The organism is Pedobacter sp. R-06, from assembly GCF_049913135.1.
Lineage (GTDB): Bacteria > Bacteroidota > Bacteroidia > Sphingobacteriales > Sphingobacteriaceae > Pedobacter.
In genome coordinates this window covers 23,365-45,841 of sequence record NZ_CP183977.1, presented here as the reverse complement: position 1 = coordinate 45,841, position 22,477 = coordinate 23,365, and the positions used below count along the sequence as shown (strand labels likewise).

18 protein-coding genes are annotated in these 22,477 nt (G+C 38.7%); 5 read left to right on the top strand and 13 right to left on the bottom strand.

The features are described from left to right. Positions 1-160: 160 nt before the first annotated feature. From ACN9MR_RS00195 to ACN9MR_RS00165, 7 genes are all read right to left on the bottom strand, one after another. On the bottom strand, positions 161-1,231 hold the full coding sequence (locus tag ACN9MR_RS00195; RefSeq protein ID WP_426327622.1) for a porin: 1,071 nt from the start codon (positions 1,229-1,231) through the stop codon (positions 161-163). A gap of 182 nt (positions 1,232-1,413) precedes the next feature. After that, positions 1,414-1,974 (bottom strand): K(+)-transporting ATPase subunit C, encoded by a 561-nt coding sequence (locus tag ACN9MR_RS00190; protein ID WP_426327621.1) that lies wholly within the window; start codon positions 1,972-1,974, stop codon positions 1,414-1,416. Positions 1,975-2,062: 88 nt separating this feature from the next. Continuing rightward, positions 2,063-4,090 carry a potassium-transporting ATPase subunit KdpB gene (kdpB, locus tag ACN9MR_RS00185; protein ID WP_426327620.1) on the bottom strand — a complete coding sequence of 676 codons (2,028 nt, stop codon included), beginning with the start codon at positions 4,088-4,090 and terminating at the stop codon, positions 2,063-2,065. Positions 4,091-4,206: 116 nt separating this feature from the next. Further along, positions 4,207-5,925 (bottom strand): potassium-transporting ATPase subunit KdpA, encoded by a 1,719-nt coding sequence (gene kdpA, locus ACN9MR_RS00180; protein ID WP_426327619.1) that lies wholly within the window; start codon positions 5,923-5,925, stop codon positions 4,207-4,209. Positions 5,926-5,964: 39 nt separating this feature from the next. Next, on the bottom strand, positions 5,965-6,042 hold the full coding sequence (locus ACN9MR_RS00175) for a potassium-transporting ATPase subunit F (RefSeq protein WP_082035969.1): 78 nt from the start codon (positions 6,040-6,042) through the stop codon (positions 5,965-5,967). Positions 6,043-6,484: 442 nt separating this feature from the next. Next, positions 6,485-7,588: a M20/M25/M40 family metallo-hydrolase gene (locus ACN9MR_RS00170; protein WP_426327618.1), complete on the bottom strand. Its 1,104-nt coding sequence runs from the start codon at positions 7,586-7,588 to the stop codon at positions 6,485-6,487. Between the two features lie 18 nt (positions 7,589-7,606). After that, positions 7,607-8,212 (bottom strand): N-acetyltransferase, encoded by a 606-nt coding sequence (locus ACN9MR_RS00165; RefSeq protein ID WP_426327617.1) that lies wholly within the window; start codon positions 8,210-8,212, stop codon positions 7,607-7,609. A gap of 260 nt (positions 8,213-8,472) precedes the next feature. On the opposite strand from ACN9MR_RS00165, the gene ACN9MR_RS00160 reads away from it, so the two are divergent. Then, a complete protein-coding gene (locus ACN9MR_RS00160) occupies positions 8,473-8,670 on the top strand; it encodes a cold-shock protein (protein ID WP_426327616.1) in 198 nt (65 codons plus the stop codon). A 95-nt stretch (positions 8,671-8,765) separates the two neighbouring features. Next, positions 8,766-9,407: a Crp/Fnr family transcriptional regulator gene (locus ACN9MR_RS00155; RefSeq protein WP_426327615.1), complete on the top strand. Its 642-nt coding sequence runs from the start codon at positions 8,766-8,768 to the stop codon at positions 9,405-9,407. A gap of 92 nt (positions 9,408-9,499) precedes the next feature. On the opposite strand, the gene ACN9MR_RS00150 is transcribed toward ACN9MR_RS00155, so the two are convergent. The 6 genes from ACN9MR_RS00150 to ACN9MR_RS00125 all read right to left on the bottom strand — a co-directional run bounded on the left by ACN9MR_RS00150 (position 9,500) and on the right by ACN9MR_RS00125 (position 18,854). After that, on the bottom strand, positions 9,500-10,987 hold the full coding sequence (locus tag ACN9MR_RS00150; protein WP_426327614.1) for a redoxin domain-containing protein: 1,488 nt from the start codon (positions 10,985-10,987) through the stop codon (positions 9,500-9,502). Between the two features lie 5 nt (positions 10,988-10,992). After that, a complete protein-coding gene (locus ACN9MR_RS00145; RefSeq protein ID WP_426327613.1) occupies positions 10,993-12,114 on the bottom strand; it encodes a redoxin domain-containing protein in 1,122 nt (373 codons plus the stop codon). 40 nt (positions 12,115-12,154) lie between these two features. Beyond that, complete coding sequence (locus tag ACN9MR_RS00140) at positions 12,155-13,534, bottom strand: RagB/SusD family nutrient uptake outer membrane protein (RefSeq protein WP_426327612.1); 1,380 nt, start codon at positions 13,532-13,534, stop codon at positions 12,155-12,157. Positions 13,535-13,544: 10 nt separating this feature from the next. After that, on the bottom strand, positions 13,545-16,928 hold the full coding sequence (locus ACN9MR_RS00135) for a SusC/RagA family TonB-linked outer membrane protein (RefSeq protein WP_426327611.1): 3,384 nt from the start codon (positions 16,926-16,928) through the stop codon (positions 13,545-13,547). A gap of 181 nt (positions 16,929-17,109) precedes the next feature. Further along, positions 17,110-18,102, bottom strand: a complete 993-nt coding sequence (locus ACN9MR_RS00130) for a FecR family protein (protein ID WP_426327610.1) — start codon at positions 18,100-18,102, stop codon at positions 17,110-17,112. A gap of 155 nt (positions 18,103-18,257) precedes the next feature. Further along, positions 18,258-18,854: an RNA polymerase sigma factor gene (locus tag ACN9MR_RS00125; protein WP_426327609.1), complete on the bottom strand. Its 597-nt coding sequence runs from the start codon at positions 18,852-18,854 to the stop codon at positions 18,258-18,260. 719 nt (positions 18,855-19,573) lie between these two features. Here ACN9MR_RS00125 and ACN9MR_RS00120 point away from each other — a divergent pair. The 3 genes from ACN9MR_RS00120 to ACN9MR_RS00110 are packed head-to-tail and all read left to right on the top strand — an operon-like array spanning position 19,574 to position 22,470. Further along, a complete protein-coding gene (locus tag ACN9MR_RS00120) occupies positions 19,574-20,758 on the top strand; it encodes a glycosyltransferase family 87 protein (RefSeq protein ID WP_426327608.1) in 1,185 nt (394 codons plus the stop codon). Beyond that, positions 20,755-21,687: a glycosyltransferase family 2 protein gene (locus tag ACN9MR_RS00115; RefSeq protein ID WP_108199248.1), complete on the top strand. Its 933-nt coding sequence runs from the start codon at positions 20,755-20,757 to the stop codon at positions 21,685-21,687. The genes ACN9MR_RS00120 and ACN9MR_RS00115 overlap by 4 nt, the downstream gene beginning before the upstream one ends. Further along, positions 21,688-22,470, top strand: coding sequence for a polysaccharide deacetylase family protein (locus ACN9MR_RS00110; protein WP_426327607.1), 783 nt, complete (start codon positions 21,688-21,690; stop codon positions 22,468-22,470). The last annotated feature ends 7 nt before the right edge of the window (positions 22,471-22,477 follow it).

Sequence of the window (22,477 nt, the reverse complement as noted above, 5' to 3'; positions counted from 1 at the left end):
ATTAAAATTATACTAATCTGTCACGTTGTCCAAAGGACTCCTACGGAGAGCCTGTCGAAACGCTTTACCATACATTTGGCTAGCCCTTCGACAAGCTCAGGATGACAAATCTTAATGAGTATCGTCATTACCAATTAAGTTGGGATTGACGAACCGCGGATTAAAACGAAACCGCTATACTCGCTGTAAGGGCTGCATTCGCATTTACCGCAGCACCTTCTCTTGCAAATATTTTGTCTTTACTATCATAGGCTTTTCCCTCCAATCTGATTACTGCATTTGCTATGGGTGAATAATCAAGATTTAACGAGTAACCTTTGGTTTTAAAACCTTCTGGCGTTCCGGTTGCAATAAAAATCCCGTTTTTATCTTCATAATATTCGAACCTTCCGGCAACAGCCCATTTTGGTGCAAATTTATATTGAAGTATTGCCACTGGTGAGATCACCTCGTTTTTATCATCGCTGCCTTTTGCTTTCTGCTGCGTTCCATAGTCAAAACCAACAGTTACACCAAATTTATCAGTAAGTTGAAAGATGCCATAAATGTTGTGGTAAAATCTATTTACCCTAACTGAGTCAGCCCCTTCCGTTCCAAGATAATTGCTGTAGTTCACCGTGATTTTATCAGTCGGTTTCCAGGTGAGTTGCAGTCCGCCGGCAGGTTTATCATTCCCGTTCTGGCGGCTAATGCGTTGCCATCCGTTCAGATAAAGTGCTGTTGCTGTAAATTTGCCATCTTTGGTGCCATAGGTAATTTTCGCACCCGACTCGTAATAAGGGGTATTCTCTGAAGAAATATTCCTGGTGAGTACCCAGCAATCTTTTGAAACCGCACTTTCGAAACCGATGTGTGAGGAAAAGATTCCGGCATCAACCCAAAGGTTTTCAGATTTCGATAATTTTAAGCCTGCATTGGCCTCGAAGATATTTTTTAATACCCCAGGTTCGGCAGCAAGATTAGCATTGGCATAAGTCCCTGCCATTACCGCTAAGTTCGCGCGAATATTCCCTGTATCGTAGGCAGCTTTAATAAAACCCAGGTTCAGGTTAACTTCGTTTGCACGGTTATGTGAATAAATAAAAACCGGACGGTTATGATCGGCTGGTTTGTTAAAATCGTATCCATAATAAGCCTCAAGATAACCTGTTACTTTAATTTTAGGTTCATCCTGTGCTTTTGCGAAAAATGTGATCGTAAGTGTAGCGGCAAGTAATAATAATTTTTTCATCTGTATTTTCTATTTATTTTATCTGATTGTTTTTATTGGGTAAAGCCTAGCGCGATCTTCGCCTCGACTGAAGTGCAACGGAATGGAGAGACCTGATTAAATGACTTTTCAAAGATCTCTCTTCCGAAGGAGTTCCTTTGGAACACTGCAGTCGAGATGACGATTTCTCGCTAAACCACTAATTAAAGTTCATCAAGGGCAAGGTTTAATTTCAACACATTTACCGAAGAAGGGCCAAAAACACCCATAAACGGTTTAAGGGTATTCATGGCAACAAGTTCTTTTACTTTTTTCTCGTCTATATTTCTGGCCTTTGCAATCCTCCGGATCTGAATCGCGGCACCTTGCTCAGAAATATTTGGGTCAAGCCCGCTTCCTGATGCGGTAACCATATCGGCAGGAATATCTGATTTTTTGATACCCGGATTGTATTTCAATAAGGTATCGATACGCGACTGCACTTCTTTTAAATAATCGGGGTTGGATGGACCTTTGTTAGAACCTGCAGAACCCGCTGCATTGTAAGCAACTGCCGATGGTCTTCCCCAGAAATATTGGGGTTTGGTAAAAGATTGACCTAATAGCGCATAACCTACTGTTTTACCATTTTTGGTGATTTTTTCTCCTCCACCGTTTCCGTTAGACATTTTGCCAATAAAGGCCACAGTGATAGGATATACTATGCATAACAGTACCAATAGTACAAGGGTTAAGCGGATGGATTGAATGATATACTTTTTCATGATGATATTTTTTATTTTTTGTTGTCATCCTGAGCCTGTCGAAGGACTTTTGTTATTCCGTTTCGACGAGCTCAACGTGACAGTTTTTTTATACAAATAAGCCAACCAATAAATCGATTATTTTAATACCTATAAATGGGGCTACTACACCGCCAATACCATATATAAATAGGTTTCTGCGCAATAAAGCAGTTGCGCCGATAGGTTTGTAAGCCACCCCTTTTAATGCCAACGGGATCAGGATCGGAATAATGATGGCGTTAAAAATCACAGCCGACATGATTGCCGATTCGGGTGAGTGCAGGCCCATAATATTCAGGCTTTGCAAAGCAGGAATTGAAGCGATAAACAATGCCGGAACGATGGCGAAATACTTGGCCACATCATTCGCGATGGAAAAAGTAGTCAGCGTACCACGTGTAATTAGCAACTGTTTACCAATTTCTACAATCTCGATCAGTTTAGTTGGGTCGTTATCCAAATCGACCATATTACCTGCCTCTTTCGCAGCCTGTGTTCCACTGTTCATGGCTACACCAACATCTGCCTGTGCTAAGGCAGGAGCATCATTGGTGCCATCACCCATCATCGCTACCAGTTTACCGAGTGTCTGTTCGTCTTTAATATAGTTCATTTTATCCTCTGGTTTGGCCTCAGCAATAAAATCGTCAACACCAGCTTTCTCTGCGATATATTTAGCTGTTAATGGATTATCACCGGTAACCATCACGGTTTTCACCCCCATTTTCCTTAAACGCTCGAAACGCTCGCTGATACCTGGTTTAATAATATCCTGAAGTTCGATTACGCCAAGGGCTTTTTCGTTTTCAGACACCACGAGAGGCGTTCCCCCATTAGTAGCAATGGCCTTTACATGATTTTCGATATCGGAGGGAAAAATATTCCCAGCTTTTTCTACAATATTCCTGATCGAATCGAAAGCTCCTTTTCTAATTCTTCTTCCATCGAGGGTATCTAATCCACTTGAGCGGGTTTCGGCGGTAAATTTGATAAATGTAGATCCCTGAGGTGTTCCAGCAGATTTAACACCCTGCTCAGCAGCCAGTTCGATGATTGATTTTCCCTCTGGGGTTTCATCGGCCAAAGAGCTCAGCAAACAGGCATCAGTAAAAGCTTTAATGTTTACTCCTGCTGTGGGATAAAAATTGGTCGCTTTACGGTTACCAATAGTGATCGTTCCGGTTTTATCTAAAAGCAATACATCAATATCACCCGCAGTTTCTACCGCTTTACCCGATTTGGTAATTACATTGGCTCTTAGCGCCCTGTCCATTCCGGCGATACCAATGGCAGATAAAAGTCCGCCTATGGTGGTTGGGATCAGACATACAAACAGCGAGATCAGTGCAGCAATAGTGATCGGTGTATTGGCATAATCGGCAAAAGGTTTCAGCGTTACGCACACAATGATAAACACCAAGGTAAAACTGGCCAGTAAAATGGTTAAGGCAATCTCGTTTGGTGTTTTCTGACGTGATGCACCCTCAACCAGGGCAATCATCTTATCTAAAAAACTTTCGCCGGGAGCCGTGCTCACCTGAACTTTAATCTCATCAGACAATACTTTCGTACCTCCGGTTACCGAAGATTTATCACCTCCCGATTCGCGAATTACAGGAGCAGATTCTCCGGTAATGGCCGATTCGTCGATGGTGGCAATACCTTCAATAATCTCTCCGTCTGTTGGAATGGTATCGCCTGTTTCGCAAATAAACACATCGCCTTTTTTTAACTGGTTGGACGAACGTATTTCGATAATTCCGTTTGCTAAAAGTACTTTTGCCGGTGTTTCTTCTCTTGTTTTACGGAGACTGTCTGCCTGTGCCTTACCTCTTGCCTCCGCAATGGCTTCGGCGAAGTTTGCAAACAGTACGGTAAGCAATAACACTAAAAAGATGAAGAAATTGTATAACGGTGATCCCTGTCCGCTATGGCTAAAAGAGTACACAGTAACATAAGCCATTACCAGTGTTCCGATTTCGACGGTAAACATAACCGGGTTACGGACCATTACCCTCGGATCGAGTTTGATGAAAGATTGTTTTAGCGCAGTCTGCACCAAGGCAGGTTCGAACAATTTATTATTGGGTTTCATTTTCTTTTAATTTATATATTGATTGTCATCCTGAGCTTGTCGAAGGACCTTTGATGAATGCATTTCGACTATTTGTCCCGATTTTTTATCTGAAGGCTCAATGTGACAACTCTCATTTATTTAAGCATGGTAAAATATTCTGCCAACGGGCCTAATGCCAAGGCAGGGAAATAAGATAATGCGTTCAGCACCAAAATCACTGCAAAAGTCATTAGGGCAAAGGTTTTGGTATCTGTTTTAAGCGTACCAGCCGATTCAGGAATGAATTTTTTGGCACCTAATAACCCAGCGATGGCAACAGGGCCAATAATTGGTAAGAAACGGCCAAGGAAAATTACAATACCGGTAGATAGATTCCAGAAGATATTGTTATCGCCCAATCCTTCAAACCCAGATCCGTTGTTGGCGTTAGATGAAGTCATTTCGTATAACATTTCTGAAAACCCATGGAAACCAGGGTTATTGAGCCAGTTTTTAGGCTGAACAGCCCATGCAGCATCACCATGACTGGTAAAAATATAACTTGCAATGGCAGTTCCGGCAAGGATCAAAAACGGACTTAACAAAGTGATAATGGCCGCAATCTTGATCTCTCTGGCCTCAACTTTGTGTCCAAGAAACTCCGGCGTTCTTCCCACCATCAAGCCTGAAATAAATACAGCAACAATCAGGTAAATGAAGTAATTCAATAAACCTACGCCGCAGCCTCCGTAAAATGAGTTGATCATCATTCCAAGTAATTGCCATGTACCTGACATCGGCATGGTACTATCGTGCATGCTGTTTACCGATCCGGTAGAAATAATTGTCGTCACAGTTGCCCAGTAAGCGGAGGCAGCCGGACCAAAACGGACCTCTTTACCTTCCATTGCTCCCGTTGTTTGTGAAATACCCATTTTAGCTAAAGCTGTGTTTCCACCCAATTCGGAACTGAGCATCGGGATGAGCAGCATAAACAGACCGATAGTCATAACACCAAAGATGGTCCATGCTAGTTTTTTCCTGCGGATGAAATAACCAAATGCAATTACCATTGCAATAGGAATAATTACCTGCGCAACCAGCTCAACCATATTGGTAAAATAACTTGGGTTTTCAAATGGATGTGCCGAATTGGCCCCAAAATAACCTCCACCATTTGTACCTAAATGTTTAATGGCAATCATTTGAGCAGCAGGCCCTCTCGAAACATGTACGGTATCACCCTGCAGGGAGATAAATTGATCTTTACCCTCATAGCTAGCCGGGGTACCGCTAAAGGTTAAGATTAGCGCCATCACAAAAGATAATGGCAATAATAAACGAGTAATTGATTTTACAAAGAATTCCCAAAAGTTGCCCAATTCTGTAGTTGTTTTATCTCTAAAAGCTTTGAAAAGGACTACCGCAGCGGCTATACCTGTTGCAGCGCTTACAAACTGAAGAAACATCAGTACGTATTGTTGAGTGAGGTAACTTACACCACTTTCGCCCGAATAATGCTGCAGGTTACAATTGGCAACAAAGCTGATAATGGTGTTAAAGGCCAGATCTGGGCTCATCCCAGGGTTTCCATCCGGATTGAATGGAAGTTTATCCTGGAAGATGAGTACAAAAAAACCGTAAAACAGCCATAATATATTAATGGTAAACAGTGCTTTTAACTGCTGTTTCCAGTTCATCTGTTCTTTAATGTTGATTCCGGAAAGCTTGTAAATACCAGTTTCCAATGGCTTTAAAAAATCTGTCCAGACTTTTTCTCCTGCAAAAACCTTAGCCAGGTATTTACCCAATGGTATTGCGATGACCAGGGTGAGCAGGAAGGTGGCTATAATGCCTGTTAATTCAGTGTTCATTTTTTGATTTGTTAATTATCCTCCGTAGAGGAGAAAGGATTAAAATTTTTCGGGTTTGATCAGCACGTAGATCATGTAGATAAATACGGCGATGGCGATAATGAATAATGCGATCATAATGTTAGATTTTTTCGAACCAGTCGATTGATTTGTAAGTAGCCCAGCAGAGCAGGATTAGGATTAAAAAAAATAGTATTGTCATGATATATTGATTTTACATGCCATTAGCCAACTCTTATACCATAAAAGAAAAATAAATGTTAAATAATTGATTATCAATTATTTACACTATAAAAAACTTTTAAATTTAAATTAGACATAAAAAAACCCTTCCATTTTGGAAAGGTTTTTTTCATTGTGGCATTTGCGGTAGCCTGTGTTTAATTCCTTGTTATGTCTTGCTAAACTTGTTTCAGCATCTATTTATATTATAGTTAAGGTCATAATCTCTGGTCTTAGCGTCTCGCTAAGACCCTACAATTTAATTCCATGTTCTCCGAGTCTCCGTGGCAAAAACTAAAGTCTTAGCGAGACGCTAAGACTAGGAAAGTCGCCAATACTAGGAGATCTCCAAAGTTTCAAGTAAACTGATGTAAATATCAATCCCTTCTTCAATTTCCTCAATGCCAATAAATTCATCGGCAGTATGAGAGCGTGCAGAATTACCTGGCCCCATTTTAACCGAAGGCATATCTAACCAGCCTTGGTCGGAGCTTGTTGGCGAAAGGTAAGTTTTCCTGCCAAGCGAAAGTCCGCTTATCACAACAGGATGAAGCATATCGATAAAAGATGGCTTTAATACATTTGGCCGCAAATTAAAATGGCATGAGGTATGATTGATAATGGTATTCACGATTTCTCTTTCGGTATAATTATGGTCGAAACGGATATCTACCGTAAAACTGCACTCAGCCGGAACAATATTGTGTTGAATACCTGCCCTGATCTCTGTAACCGTCATTTTAACAGGCTGTGGCTGATCGTCCATAATGGGAAACAGATAATTTTTGAACCAGTCGATATCTTTAAGGGCATGGTAAATGGCATTATCGCCTTCCTCTCTAGCCGCATGGCCAGAGCGGCCTTTCGAAACGCAGTCGATTACCATCGAACCCTTTTCGGCAATGGCCATATGCATACCCGTGGGCTCGCCTACAATGGCAAAAGATATTTCTTTAAGATCAGGTAATATGCTGCGGATGCCCAATTCTCCTGAGGTTTCTTCTTCGGCAGTTGCCGCAAGGCAGAGGTTAAAGGGAAGATCTTTTCGATCATAGAAATACAAGAAAGTAGCGGTTAATGCCACTAGCGGGCCACCAGCATCGTTACTGCCCAGCCCGTATATTTTTTCATCTTCTATAATCGGACTAAAAGGATCTCTGGTATACTGTTCATTGGGTTTAACAGTATCATGGTGAGAGTTTAACAGGATGGTTGGCTTTGAAGCATCTATGTATTTATTGTAGCACCAGATATTGTTGTATTTTCTAAAGGTGTTTATGCCTTGCAGGTTTAAGAAAGATTCGATCTGATCGGCAGTAAGTATCTCATCACCGCTGATAGAAGGAATAGAGATTAAAGAGGAAAGGAGTCCGAGTGATTCCTGATAGAGGTGGTTAAGATCAGGACCTTCGGTAAGTTTTATTTTACTGATCGTGTTCATGACAATGTGGTTAGATGTTTAAGAATAAATAACTTCCTGATAGATCTCTGCATGCTGATAAACTATGGGCTGTGCATCAGAAAAGTATTCCGGATCGAAAAGCATAGCGGTACAGAGGCAATTGCATTTTTTCTTGCTTGTTAAAATATCGTAGTTCACACAGCTTTTGCAACCTTCCCAGAAATGCTCATCGTGTGTGATCTCAGCAAAACTTACTGGCAGAAAACCAAGTTTTGCATTCATCCGCATAATTGCAGGGCCTGAGGTAATGCTAAAAATTTTCGAATTGGGATACAATCTTCTCGACATCCTGAAGATTCTGTTTTTTATGGATCTGGCTACACCAGAATTCCTGAATTTGGGTGCAACAATAAGTCCTGAGTTGGAAACGAAGCGTTCATTTTCCCAGGTTTCGAGGTAAGAAAAACCTACCCATTCGCCGGTATTCGTTAAAGCTATAACTGCCTTGCCAGCAGCCATTTTCTCAATTACCGAGGCTAAGGTTCTTTTTGCAATGCCTGAACCTCTTGCAATAGCTGACTGTTCTGTTTCCTGTATAATTTCTTCTGCGTAATGTGCATCGCCCTGATCAGCAATGCGGACAAAAATGATGTGGTTATCCATTATGATTTAAATTTTCATGCCAGGCCAATCACAAAGGAAATGCCTAAACCAGTATTAATAACCAGATAGCAGTTTAAACAATGATACAGGCCTTTATTTTTTTTCTTTGGCTACCGTATTTTAAATGCACATTACCAAAATGGAAGGGTTAATTTCATTATGGAAAACTATTGCTCCATTTAATAATTCTAAGTATTAACAAGCCAAAAAACTTTGTTACCACATTACACGTATGTTAGTTAAAACCAAACAGAGGCATAATGAGAAAAGGCATGGTTATACAAATCGATAAATCAACTGGCTTTGGATTTATACGAGACGAAAACGAACAGGAAATTGCATTTTATTTAGCAAATCTTAATGAAAATATCACTGCAGGCGACCTGGTAGAATTCAAAATTGAACTAATGGCGCATGGGCTCACGGCCACCAACCTTCGGCTATTATTACTTATTTAAATGCATGTTTTCAGATTATTTTTGTATATTATATCATAGCAGGATGATTATTTATCAAAAAAGATCCCTTTTAAAAGCTAAAAGTTTATAACATTATGCTCAATTCTAACAACGATAGGTCTTTTGTACGGCCACTTATTCAGTATATGGAACAATACCATAAGCTTTCCAACAGCCTTATTGCACAGTACGAAAAACATTGCTCATTGGTGATAGTCAGAAAGAATAAACATATTGTTTCTCCTGTTGATAGTAATGCAGCACTTTTTTTTGTAAAAAGCGGCATTGTTCGTGGTTTCATAAAAGATGGCGCCAAAGATATTACCACCTGGTTTTGCTTTGGGAACAATATTGTAGGGGCGATTCGTCACCCAGATTTACAAGCTAACCATTCTGTAGAATATTTACAGGCATTAGAGGATTGTGAACTGATCCGCATTCCCTATACACTAATCGACTATGCATATTCCAATTTCGAAGAGGCCAACATTATCGGGCGAAAACTGCTAGCGTTACACTATTATGCTGCATCCGAAAGATCTATACTGGCCAGAATACCCAATGCATTGCGACGGTACCAAAAGCTGGCAAAAAGTGGAAAAGTAGACTTAAACAAAATACCACTCCGTTATTTGGCAAGCTATTTAGGAATGAGATTAGAAACCTTAAGCAGGATCAGAAGCAAAGAGCTGCATAAAAATGAAAATCGTGGGGTTCCCGTATCAATAGAAAAGTAGTGATTAAAATTAGTTTGGATAAAAACCCTTAAAAAAACAAACCCCGTACAGTTATTTGTACAGGGTTAAAAATTTTGGCTAACACGAAGGGCTTAACCTTTTTTAATCATATCAATCATCATCGAAATTTCATCTACTGCGGCTTCATTGCTACCATCAAAACCCATCAGGTTAAATCTGATGTTCCCCGCAGGGTCGATCACAAATTTTGAAGGAATTCCCGACACTTTATAATCAGTAACCACCTTGTTAACTTTCGAATCAGGGTCTTTGGTATCCATTAACACCTCGAAACTATATTTCTGCGATTTAATATAATCGCTCGCATCTTGAGTTGGAGTAGCTGTTTTCTCCCAGGTATGAATAAACAGAAACTTCACATTCGGATCTTCTTTATATTTATTAACGGCCATTTGCATAGCAGGGAAAGAAGCTTTACATGGCCCACACCAGGTTGCCCAAAAATCGAGGATTACCACCTTACCCTTTAAACTGCTCAGTGTAACTTTTTTGCCTTCAATATCGGTTAATGTAAAATCTACAGCGGGTTTATTGATGATTTCTTTATTAAGTTTTTGCTGTAGATTGGCCAGAATCCCTTTTCTGATTTCAGCAGCATAGGCATCGAAACCTGCATCACTTCCCTTTACTTTGATATAAAGTGTTTTAAAGGTACTGCTCATTTCATCATTAGCCTTGCCCGATTTTACGGCCTCTTCCAATTTAGCATAAGCCTCTTGATTTCTATTCAATGCCATTAATATTTTGGCATATTGGAAATTCGATCTCGGAGAAGCGGTTTTTGGATTTTTAGCCGCTAAATCAGCATACACCAATGCTTCATTATATTTTTTTTGTTCGTAAAGAATTCCGGCATACGTCATGGTTAGGCCTGGGTAACCCGATGCAGCAAATTTGGATGAATTTTCGTTAGGTAATTTACCATCATAATAGGCTTTAGCGATTTCCATGGCTTTTTTATAATATACTGCAGCATTTTTCAGGTCACCATTTTTATAAAAGGTTTCAGCCAGCCCCGCGTATCCATTGCCTTTCCAGAAATCTACCTGCAGCTTACTAATATACTCAACGGCTTTTGCTGTATTTTTTTCTTTGGCATATTCGATAGCAATGGCTGATACCACATAATCATACACTATCAATTCTTCTCCAGAGCCCGAAACCGGAAATTTCTTAATCCAGGTTTTGTAGGCATTTTCTTTCTCCAATGCAGTTTTGGCATCGTAAATCTTGCTGGCTTCCTGCCCCCTCGCTCTCGCCCCTTTGGGGAACTTCTGTAATTCTACCTGAACAAGCGAATCGGAAGCTTTTACATTTTTTAACCGATAATAGTAATTAATGGCCAGGTCAACATCTTTTTCCTGATCGGCAGCGGCCAGCTTTTGCAATTTGGCTGCCAATAGGGCCTTATCTGCAGGTTCCTTCGAAGCCACCAATTTGTCTAGATAAATCCTGGTGGTATCCATCGGTTTGGTTTGTGCTTTTAAACCACTAATACTTCCTAAAATGATGATAAAAAGCAATCCCAGCATTTTGTTGCTGATATTTAAGTTTTTCATAATAATTAATCTTTAAATAGGTTAGCCAATGCATTGTTCAATTCTTCTCCACGCAGATCTTTTGCAACCACTTTTCCATCTTTATCCAATAAAAAGCTAGCGGGAACCGATTTTACGCCATATAATGCAGCTGCGGTATTCGCCCAGCCTTTCAGGTCAGAAACATGTTTCCAGGTTAAATGATCATCATTAATCGCCTTTAACCAGGCTTCTTTTTTGCTATCTAACGATACGCCTAAAATTTCGAAGCCTTTATCATTATATTTTTTGTAGGCTGCAACCACATTCGGATTTTCTTTACGGCAGGGACCGCACCAGCTGGCCCAAAAATCTATTAAAACATATTTTCCACGAAGTGCAGAAAGTTTAAGTGGTTTTCCATCCACATCATTCATTACAAAATCCGGAGCCAGTTTTCCAGGAGCAGTTTTATTGGTTAATGCTAAACTTTCACTAATGGCCCTACCGTAAAATGAGGCTTTAACCGCTGGGCTAAAGAGCGCATACATGGCTGCTGCTTGCTCGGGATAGGGATAATTAATAAAGCGGTCTTCCACAATTGCGGCAACGGCTACTGATGAAGCATGTGCTTCTACATAGGCTTTTATGGCATTTTGATTGAGTATGTCAAGCGCTTTAAATTCATCATCAAAAGGCTTACGCTGTGCAGGGCTTAAAGTTACTTTACCTTTTTGGTTTGCACTATCCAATCGGCGGTAAATCTGGCCCGCTTTTGCCGTTATCACTTTCCATGGACCATTATAAAAACCAAAATAAGTATCGGTTTCTGGCGAGCCGATCACTTTCGCATTAAATAAAGAGTCTTTATCGCCCGTTATAGAGATTTCTTTATTTTCTAAAAAGAAATTCTTCTGCTGTTTGCCTCCTTTAATTTTTAGCACATATATTTTAACCTCGGGCACTGTACCACTAAAAGCGAAACTGCCGTTGGTAATAACAGTAGAATCCTTAATTTCTTTATCGCCAACATTATGCGACAGGTAAATTAACCCTGTATCTATCCCTTTTATCTTACCCGTTAATTTATACCCGCTTTGCGGGCTAAATGCAGTTACAATCAAAAGAAGCAAGGTAGCAGTGGTTATTAATTTTAATGTTTTTTTCATGATTGATGTTGTTATGGGAGCCATTGCTGGCTCCCAATAATTAATTTTGGTAACCTGGATTTTGAGTTAGAGAGGGATTAACAAGAATCTGTGCCTGCGGAACCGGGAATAAAACCGAGGTTGTTTTCCAGGTTGGCTTTAATGCACCAATTACTGTATTGGCCCTATTGGTTCTTTTTAAATCAAACCAGCGATGGCCCCACTCGCCAAAAAGCTCTACTTTTCGTTCCTGTTCAATAGCAGCTAACATCTGTCCTTGATCCAAAGTAGCACTCACACCACCTAAACCAGCCCTGGTTCTAACCATATCAATATCTGTCTTTGCACCAGAAAGGTTGTTTTGTTGTGCACGGGCCTCAGCACGGATCAGGTATTGCTCGGCAAACCTTAAGGCCACATTATACTCATTTCCGTTACCGGTTCCTATTTTATATTTACTAATTCCATAATAGGTTTTACCTCCAATGGTTTTAGGAACTGTCCAGTTGGCACGACGTAAATCAGTTGTGTTTTCAAAGCTTTGATACGTTGCGTCTGCAAGGGTATAAGTTGGGATTACAGTAGCTAATGTTACATACGCAGCACCAGGAACAGATACTCCCGAAATATTACCGATCTGCCAGATAATCTCATTACTGGTGTTAATAAAAGCTGCTTCCGGTGCAGGAAGTGTATAAACCGCCGACCCTATTACCTGGGTAGCCTGTGCTTCTGCATTTGCATAGTCTTTTTGGTACAGGTAAACACGGGCGAGAAGCGCTGTTGCTGCATATTTATTTACCCTGCCTCTAAATGTACCCACATAAGCCGTAGGCAATAAGCCCTGTGCATCAGTTAAATCTTTTACAATTTGGGCATATACATTAGCTATTGATGTACGAGGCAAAACTGCATTTTCAAAAGCAGAATAATCGTCTTTTAATGGCAACGGCACGTCTCCATAAAGATTTACCAGATGAAAATAAGCGAAAGCCCGCATAAATTTGGCTTCGCCCAAAAGCTGGTTTTTTACAGAAGGCGTTAAAGTTGTGGAAGCATTAAGACCGCTAATGGCGTTATTGGCATTTTTCACTAATTGGTAGGTTAATGCCCATATGTTATTAGCATTGCCATTGTTATTGGTGATGGCGTTATTCGCAAATTCCTGGATCAAGATATCACTGGCATTGTATTGCAGCTCATCGCTAGAAACCCCAGAATAAAAAGTAAGGTTTGTAATTAAACCATTGGTAGCCGCAGAGGAAAATGAATAAAGCCCCATTACCACGCTCTGTGCAGCCGCATCTGTTTTAAAGGCATCCTCGAACAAAACCTGAGTTGGCGGTGCCCCCAGTTCTACAAATTTTTTGCAGGAAGAAACAGTTAGGACTATTGCAAGAATCAATGTCTTATAAAAGAAATTTTTATATGTTTTTTTCATGATTTTATCTTTAAAATGAACAGTTAACACCAAATACAATGGTTCTTAGCGGCGGCAGTACCTGACTAAGTGTACCAGTACCTAGACCCGGAGGGCCGCCCGGAACAGTTGTTTCGGTATCTAAGATGTACTTATTCTTCGCCCATGTATATAAATTCTGACCTTGAATAAAGATGCTACAGCTAGACATTTTAATCTGCTTTAACCATTCGCTAGGCAAAGCGTAGGATAGGTTTACAGATCTCAGTTTTAAATATGAGGCATCCCCATATACAGCATCAGATGAGGTGAAATTGTTATAGGAAGTAGCGATTACTGACCCTGCTGTTGCTGATGCTCCGGGTAGGCTAGCATTTGTGTTTGCAGGTGTCCATCTTCCCAACCAATAGTCGTTTTGGTTGCCAAGTGCACCAGGTCTGTTATTTACGATTTGTGTAACGCCAAAACGGTGATTAAATTGAAAAAATATGCCCAGTTCAAAATTCTTATAGGTAAAAGTGTTATTAAAACCTCCGAAGAATGGTGTTCCTATGTCTGCAATATACCGATCATTGCTAGTAATGCCACCATCGCCGTCTCTGTCCTCATAAATCGCAGCCCCATTAGCTGGGTTAACCCCAAGAAAATGATATAGACGGATGACATTGATGGGCTGTCCGATAATATAAGATGAAGCATAGAATGATTTATCAAGATTTGGGAATTCTGTAACCTTATTACTGTTAAATGTAAAGTTAGCAGCGGTTTTCCAAGAAAAGTCTTTTGTAATGATATTGGTTGTATTTAACTCAAGTTCCAAGCCTTTGTTTTGGATCGTAGCCGGAAGATTTAACGTATAACTATTGTATCCACTTTGACTGGCCAATGCATTGGAAGTGATCTGATCTGCAGACCTGTTTCTATAATAATTGGCAGTAAAAGAAATCCGGTCCTTTAAAAAACCTAGGTCTATAGCAAACTCCATTTTTTTGGTGGTTTCCCATTGAATTGATTCGTTTGGTAATACGTTAACATTTGTTGCGGCATTGCCCAAATACGCAGTAGATGATGAATATAATGGCAGATAAAGATAGTTAGGGATCTGATCATTTCCTGTTGTACCATAACTTCCCCTCAGCTTTCCAAAACTTAGAAAAGCTAAATTATCTTTTACAAATTCCTCGTTTGAGAAAACCCAGCCTGCACCAATTGCACCAAAGTTTCCAAAACGATTTTTAGGACCAAACCTTGATGAACCATCCCTTCTAAAGGTAGCGTTGAAAAGGTATTTTTCTTGCCAGTTATAATTTACTTTAGCAAAAAGAGCATCATATTTATACTTAACAATATTATTATATATCACTGTTGTTGTACCTGCAGCACCTAATGTGCCTAATAACGCCTCATTACTATAATTGGTTCCAGAAAGATAAAGCCCATTAGAAGTATTCTGCTGATAACTTGCGCCTATAAGTGCCGTTAAAGTTCCATTACCAATGGCCCGTACGTAATCTAAAGTGGGCTCGATAATCCAGTTCTGGGCATTCAGGTTTGTAAAACTGGCTGAGCTTGTAGGATTGTTTGCCGGATTTTGAGATGAGGCCGGATTGGTTGAAGTTTGATCCAGCCTGGTATTGGTATAACCAAAATTTGCCTTCGCTGTTAATCCCTGTAAAATGGTATACTTCAAATTGGCGTTAGCAATTAAGTTATTGGTTACCCCGTTATATCGCTTTAGTAAAGTGGCCAAGGGGTTAGTGAAATTTGTAGACCAGAATAATTTACCAGCGGCATCGTAGAGAGGGAGGTTTGGCGGCAAATTATAAACTGAAGAAACATCTCCGGTTGGTATATTGGTATTATCATTAGCGTAGCTAACAGAAAACGAAGCTGTAAATTTTTTGTTTAGTGAGCTATGGTCTAAATTCAATCTCGAAGAGAATCTTTTATCGTTATTATCGCCTAAAAATACAGTACTTTCTCTACGGTATGCAGAATTGAAGAAAAAGCGGGTCTGCTCATTGCCACCAGACATTGAAGCCTGAATTTCATTTACATGGCCCCTGTTTCCAATAAACATTTTCTGGAAATCGGTTGAGTTATTTCTGTCCCACACTGTCAAATCCGGCGCATTATTGCTATTTGGCGTTACACCATCATTTTTAAATGCCTCTGTCCTCAGCGTCAGGTATTGTTCGAGATCTAACATAGGGATAAAACGGTTTACTTCTGTAAAGCCGGTGTTAAGATTGAGCCCAATTTTTACGCGTCCTGTTGTCCCTTTTTTAGTCGTAATTAAAACTACGCCATTTGCACCTCTCGAGCCATAAATTGAAGTGGCATCGGCATCTTTCAAAATATCGATACGTTCAATATCTGATGGGTTGATCATACTGAATGGACTAATTCCTCCACTTGCGCCAGAAGTTCCAAAAGAATTTAAATTATCTGTTGCAGGCTGACCTCCATTAAAATTGGTAAACGGAACGCCATCAATCACATACAATGGAATCCCTCCCGAGCTAAGTGAGTTCTGGCCTCTGATCTGCACCTGGATTGCTCCACCTGGAACACCATTATTCTGCGCAATTAAAACACCAGACATTCTACCCGATAGCGCGGCTAATGGATTACCAACGGGTTGTTTTTCAATCTCTTTTGCGGTAATAGATGCAACAGAGCCTGTACTCGTTTTTCTCGTTGTGGTACCGTAACCAATAATCTGTATTTCGTTTAGGCTACCCACCGAAGGTTTCATTACAATCTTATACGAATTTTCCGAGCCGATAACCTGTTCCGCATTCTGGTAGCCAATGCAGGTAAAAAGCAGCACTTTAGTTCCTTCATCCGGAAGATTGATCCCAAACTGGCCGTTTCTGTCGGTTGCTGTACTTACCTTATTGTTTTGTTTCAGCATTATTGAAACCCCTGGAATGGGAACCCCGTCTTCATCTACCACAATACCAGAGATCCTGATGTCAACAGGTAAAGCTTTAACTTCTGGTTTTATTGAAGAAATTAAAATCCTGTTATTTAACTGGGTTATTTTAAAACGTTTGGAGTTAAACAGCACATCAAGCAGTTCCTGAACGGTACGTTTTTGTACAGGGATATTTATTTCCTTTAGTTCTTTAAGATCGGTATTTCTATAAATAAAAATAAAAGGTGTTTGCTTTTGAATTTTTTCAATAGCAGAGAATATACTCTCATGATTTAATCCAATTATAACTTCTGTATTGGAGATCGATTGACCTTTGGTATTAGAAGCAAAGATTAAAGAAGAGGTGGTAAAAGTTATTATAGCTAATACAAAGCTTAAACGCATAATCTGACGAATTAGATATCGTGATTTTTTGGAAGCGAAAAATTTCTTATAGGAATTCCCGCTCTCTGCCGATTGTGCAGAAAATTTCATAATTTTAAATGTTTTAAATGATGCCTAAATTGTTTAATACAGGCTGTTCCAATTCCAGCTGGAACAGCAACAAATTTTATCTCTCTGTCTTGCAAGGACAGGGAGATTTTTCATCAGATGCGAAAATAGTAGAGTTCTTTCATGTGGTTTGGTTGGTTTGGTTTTAGTTGATATTGATTATTTAATTATTACAATCCTTGCCCGAAATCAAAATTTCGTTGGCTTTGGTTACGTATGCTGCATTATTAAAAGAAGTAATAACCTGCAAAATTTCATCAAGGCTTTCACCCTTTTGAAAACTAGTGGTAAAACGGCAATCTTTTCCCCGGTCATCTACAAATTTAATTTTGGTTCCAAAGCGTTTAGCCAAAATTTCAATGGCATCTTTCATGGTAATATCCTCAAAGTAAATGTCGTTTGCCTGCCAGTCTACAACTTCCTGCGATATCACTTTGGTCAAGCTTGGCATTTTTCTTTTCTCATAAAAGGTTAGCTGTTGATTAGGTGTAAGTACTCCTAAAAGCTTTTGATGATCTTGCACACTTACTTTTCCACGGGTTACGGTTATCACAACTTTTTGCCCTTCAATGGCTTTAATATTAAAAGCAGTACCTAGAACAGTTGTTTTAACTTTCCCTGTATAAACAATAAAGGGTTTAGCCGGATTATGAACAATATCAAAATATCCTTCCCCTTTAAGGGTTACTTCTCTGGTATTTCCATCGAAATGTTGGGGATACAGCAAAACTGCACCATTGTTTAATATTACTGTACTCCCATCTGGCAATACTATTTTTTTATGCTCCGTTTCTGCTACTACATTAACAACTGCTATACTTGCTTTAGCCGTTATTTTTTGCGTTGCGGGCTTTAAAAAATAAAAAGTAGAAAAACCTGCAATCAATAGTACAGCAGCCCAACCTATCCAGGCAAAATTTAATTTAAACGACTTCTTTTCTTCCTCGCCAACAATTTCATTAAAAATTTTATTGGCCTTACTTTCTAGTATAATTTCGTCAGATTGAAATAAATCCCAATCCTTTTCCATTAAGCGTTTTTCAAATTCAACATTGCTTGAGGCGTTAAGATGATTAAATAAAACGCTCTTTTCTTCTTCTGATATAGTATTTTGAGCATACTTCTCCAGAAGTTCACTTATTTCTTCATTTTTCATACAAATGGCGATATAGAAAAGATATTATTTTGTTCGTTTTAATAGTTGACGTTTGTGAGGCATAAAAAGGGGTAGTCAAAAAATATTTTTTTTAAATATTTTTAAACCTCTACCATATTTTAAAAGAAAACCGTTATAAAACAGGACAGATTACATTATTTCAGCAATCCCAGAAAAACGAAAGATATTAGTGGTATGGTATTATTTTCGCCTACCATAGTACGTAATGTTTTTAGGGCTTCTCTTAAATGAACCTTAACAGTAGCGGGTGCAATATGGAGTATTTCTGCAACTTCTTTTTGTTTCATACCTTCAATATGGCACATACGGTAAACCAGTCCCTGCTGTTTGGGTAATTTAGCCAGTAATTGATCAACATAGCTTTGCGCATCTTTTCGCATGATGGCATCTTCAGTCCCTGTATCCTGCTCGCTCCACTCAACTTTCTGTAAGTCAGATGTTTTATTTTCAGCGGCAATAGCCCTAAGCAAGTCTAAGGTAAGGTTAACGGCAATTCTTCGAATGTATCCACCAAAGTTTTCAATGGTATTCAGATTTTCCCGCTTTAACCAGATTTTAAGGAAGGTTTCCTGAACTACTTCTTCAGCTCTTTCTTTAGATTTCAGGTAGCGGTTGGCGTAAGAAAAAACTTTATTTTTATAAGCATCAAAAATCAAACGAAAGGCCTGTTGATCGCCAACAGCTATTTTGAGCATTAAATCTCGTTCCTCCCCCAATTCCTTATTTTGCATATACTAATATAATATTTTCAAAGCAGGTTTTATTGATTGATGAAGTGTTTTTGCAGTACAAAAAAGGTCTCATGCATTAATAACATTGAATTTAAAAAACTCATAGGCGCTAAAAAATTAGTTCCTAACCTACAATGGTTGTAGATTACATCTTCAGTGCGAATCTATAATTTTGGTAAGACTACAAAAAAATCTGACTATTTCTACTAATTAGGATACAATTTGACAATAAGCTCCTAAAAAACAGCACTTCAGCCTTAAAACTGTGCAGTTCTATTTACATAATTGCTCTAATTCTGTAATTTTAAATAAATAAGACGATATGGGAGGTTATTTTAACCGCTAAATAAAAAGCTGAAAAATGATTGGTGTTATAACGCAAAAAAGCCACCATGAAAAACATCGTGGCTTGTATTATTCAACTAAACCTTATAAATACCAACCAAATATTTATGATTCAAAAGTAAGATAAGTGTATTAATAGGAAATTAATTTAGGATTAAATGAAAGAAAATAACTTAACGTTATCGAAAATATCCAGATATCCAATTAGTGTGCAATTATAACGGCTCTCCATCATAATTCATAATTTTAGTCCATCCAGTACCTGTCCAAAAATATGCATGCATAACCACTTAATAACCAATACAATAAGACACACTACAGTGTAGATGATTATGCAAACTGTTAAAATGGTTATATTGCGGCACTAAATCATAATGAATAACTCAAAAAACGCTAATCTTAACAAACTATTCTCATTTCTGTTAAAAAAGGAATGCGTAATTGCCATTTATCTGTTATTGGCTATTGTAGCAGGCTATAAACAGTACCACCATCATTCTTACAACAACTATCTGATTTTCAAATATGTATATTGGCATACTATAGATCTGCAAAATTTATACAATAACTATCCTGAATACCGAGATAGTAACCATTATGGCCCCGTGTTTTCGGTTTTTATTGCGCCATTTGCACTATTACCCGATGGTTTAGGTTGTATCCTTTGGAATATAGCCAATGTATTGATTTTGCTCTGGGGAATTTACAGTCTCCCTATATCATTAAAAAAACGCACTATTATTGCCTGGATCTGTGCACATGAAGCCTTAACTGCACTCTTTAGTTTTCAGTTTAATATTGCCCTAACAGGGATTATTTTACTCAGTTTTTCTTATATTATTAAAAAGAAGGAGATACAGTCAGCTTTTTTTATCGCCTTTGGTACTTTGGTTAAACTATATGGAATTGTTGGACTGGCATTTTTCTTTTTTAGCAAGAACAAGCTAAAATTTATCATAGGCTGTTTTATTGCCTTTGCTTTATTATTTGCTTTGCCAATGGTTATTTCATCTCCGGAATTTGTCATTCAATCGTATAGCGATTGGTACCATTCCCTTGCCCATAAGAATGATTTAAATGCATCATTAACTTCTTTTCAGGATATTTCTTTGATGGGTATTGTAAGACGGGCTACAGGTAACATAAACATTCCCAATGCGCCATTTTTATTGGTTGGTCTTGCATTATTTGGTTTGCCCTATTTACGGATTAAGCAATATAAACACCTCGGCTTTAGGTTAATGTTATTGGCATCTACACTTATTTTTACGGTTATATTTAGTAGCGGTTCTGAATCGCCAACCTATATTATAGCTTTTGCAGGTATTGCCATTTGGTTTATGGTACAACAAAACCCTAAAAAAGGATGGATAATATCCTTGTTTGTTTTTGCTTTTATATTAACCAGCCTATCGCCAACCGATATTTTCCCAAGGCCGGTTAAAGAATTTATTCGTCTATATTCGCTTAAAGCCCTACCTTGCGTTATCATTTGGCTAACCATAGTTTATCAAATGATGAAAGAAGATTTTGAGTCTTATCTGATTGCCGATAAATGAATAAACTAGTTTCTATAGTAATACCTGCTTACAACGAAGCCGATAATATTTTTGTAATAGCCGAAAGTATTAAAAAAGTTTTTTCGACCATCAATTACGATTATGAAATTATCCTGGTTGATGATGGAAGTGCCGATCATACGCTTGAAAAGATAAAGGATTATGCCTCAACAGCAGGTAATATATTTTTCCTCGAGTTTTCTAAAAACTTCGGCCACCAACTGGCGGTTAAAGCAGGTATGGACCATGCTTTCGGCGATTGTGTAATTTCTATGGATTGCGATATGCAACATCCTCCGGAACTGATTCCGGAAATGTTACAGAAATGGCAGGAAGGTTTCGAGGTGGTGTATACCATCAGGGAAGAAGATAAAAATTTATCAAAAGGAAAAAGAAGTTCCTCAAATCTATTCTATAAAACCTTAAACTGGTTATCAGATATTGATCTAGAACCTGGCGCAGCCGATTTCCGTTTACTCGATCAAAAGGTTGTTAGCGTTTTTAGGAATTTCCATGAAAACGAGCCCTTTTTACGTGGTTTGGTTAAGTGGCTTGGTTTTAAGCAGTTTGCCATTCGTTACAATCCGGCAGCACGTTTTTCAGGGAATAGCAAGTATACCTTTAAAAAGATGTTAAGGCTGGCATTGCATGGTGTTACCTCTTTTAGCATAAAACCACTGTACTCTGCAGTTTATTTAGGGTTTATTCTGTCTTTCGCTTCTGTGTTATATATACCCTATATTATTTACGCATTTGTAAACCATGTAGAAGTTTCAGGTTGGGCTTCGGTTATTATGACCATTGTCTTTTTTGGAGGTCTACAGCTCATTATTTTGGGCATTATAGGCATTTATGTAGGTAAAATGTTTATGCAATCTAAAAACCGTCCTAATTACATTATCCGTTCAACCAATATTCAGCAAAAATAAATGGTACTGTTAAGTTTTGATATCGAAGAGTTTGATATGCCTTTTGAATATGGAAAAGATATTTCATTCGAAGATCAGATTGCTATTTCGAGGGCTGGTACCATTGCCATTTTAGATATGTTGGATAAATATGAGGTGAAGGCTACTTTTTTTTGTACGGTTACTTTTGCCGAAAATATTCCAGATCTGATTAAAAGGATTACAGAAGCAGGACACGAACTTGCCTCGCATGGTTATTATCATTCTGATTTTAAACCAGAGCATCTTCTCCAATCGAAACTAAAATTAGAAGAACTTTCAGGCAAAGAAATTACGGGTTACCGCATGGCGAGAATGATGCCTGTTGACGAAAGGGAAATTGAAAAAGCCGGATATGCCTATAACACGTCCATTAATCCAACCTATTTGCCTGGGCGGTACAACAATTTCAACATTTCCAGAACACACTTCATTAAAAACAATGTGATACAGATTCCGGCGTCTGTAAGCCCCTTAATTAGATTCCCACTGTTTTGGTTGTCTTTCCACAATCTGCCGTTAAGGCTTTACAAAACATTAGCCAGCTGGACCTATAAAAAAGATAAGTACCTGAATATTTATTTTCACCCTTGGGAATTTACTGATTTAGAAGATTTTGATCGCTTTGGTTTCCCTGGTTATGTAAGAAAAAATACAGGCACTAAAATGGTGAACCGTATGGAAAATCTTATTTCATGGATGAAGGCTAAAAATTATCCATTTGGGACCTTTCAGGAGTTTATCCGTACTATTTCTGCAAACTGATAACTGC

Excerpts from the sequence above, each read along its gene's own strand:
- ACN9MR_RS00195 (WP_426327622.1), bottom strand. The coding sequence starts at position 1,231 with ATGAAAAAATTATTATTACTTGCCGCTACACTTACGATCACATTTTTC.
- ACN9MR_RS00190 (WP_426327621.1), bottom strand. The coding sequence starts at position 1,974 with ATGAAAAAGTATATCATTCAATCCATCCGCTTAACCCTTGTACTATTG.
- kdpB (WP_426327620.1), bottom strand. The coding sequence starts at position 4,090 with ATGAAACCCAATAATAAATTGTTCGAACCTGCCTTGGTGCAGACTGCG.
- kdpA (WP_426327619.1), bottom strand. The coding sequence starts at position 5,925 with ATGAACACTGAATTAACAGGCATTATAGCCACCTTCCTGCTCACCCTG.
- ACN9MR_RS00175 (WP_082035969.1), bottom strand. The coding sequence starts at position 6,042 with ATGATCGCATTATTCATTATCGCCATCGCCGTATTTATCTACATGATC.
- ACN9MR_RS00170 (WP_426327618.1), bottom strand. The coding sequence starts at position 7,588 with ATGAACACGATCAGTAAAATAAAACTTACCGAAGGTCCTGATCTTAAC.
- ACN9MR_RS00165 (WP_426327617.1), bottom strand. The coding sequence starts at position 8,212 with ATGGATAACCACATCATTTTTGTCCGCATTGCTGATCAGGGCGATGCA.
- ACN9MR_RS00160 (WP_426327616.1), top strand. The coding sequence starts at position 8,473 with ATGAGAAAAGGCATGGTTATACAAATCGATAAATCAACTGGCTTTGGA.
- ACN9MR_RS00155 (WP_426327615.1), top strand. The coding sequence starts at position 8,766 with ATGCTCAATTCTAACAACGATAGGTCTTTTGTACGGCCACTTATTCAG.
- ACN9MR_RS00150 (WP_426327614.1), bottom strand. The coding sequence starts at position 10,987 with ATGAAAAACTTAAATATCAGCAACAAAATGCTGGGATTGCTTTTTATC.
- ACN9MR_RS00145 (WP_426327613.1), bottom strand. The coding sequence starts at position 12,114 with ATGAAAAAAACATTAAAATTAATAACCACTGCTACCTTGCTTCTTTTG.
- ACN9MR_RS00140 (WP_426327612.1), bottom strand. The coding sequence starts at position 13,534 with ATGAAAAAAACATATAAAAATTTCTTTTATAAGACATTGATTCTTGCA.
- ACN9MR_RS00135 (WP_426327611.1), bottom strand. The coding sequence starts at position 16,928 with ATGAAATTTTCTGCACAATCGGCAGAGAGCGGGAATTCCTATAAGAAA.
- ACN9MR_RS00130 (WP_426327610.1), bottom strand. The coding sequence starts at position 18,102 with ATGAAAAATGAAGAAATAAGTGAACTTCTGGAGAAGTATGCTCAAAAT.
- ACN9MR_RS00125 (WP_426327609.1), bottom strand. The coding sequence starts at position 18,854 with ATGCAAAATAAGGAATTGGGGGAGGAACGAGATTTAATGCTCAAAATA.
- ACN9MR_RS00120 (WP_426327608.1), top strand. The coding sequence starts at position 19,574 with ATGAATAACTCAAAAAACGCTAATCTTAACAAACTATTCTCATTTCTG.
- ACN9MR_RS00115 (WP_108199248.1), top strand. The coding sequence starts at position 20,755 with ATGAATAAACTAGTTTCTATAGTAATACCTGCTTACAACGAAGCCGAT.
- ACN9MR_RS00110 (WP_426327607.1), top strand. The coding sequence starts at position 21,688 with ATGGTACTGTTAAGTTTTGATATCGAAGAGTTTGATATGCCTTTTGAA.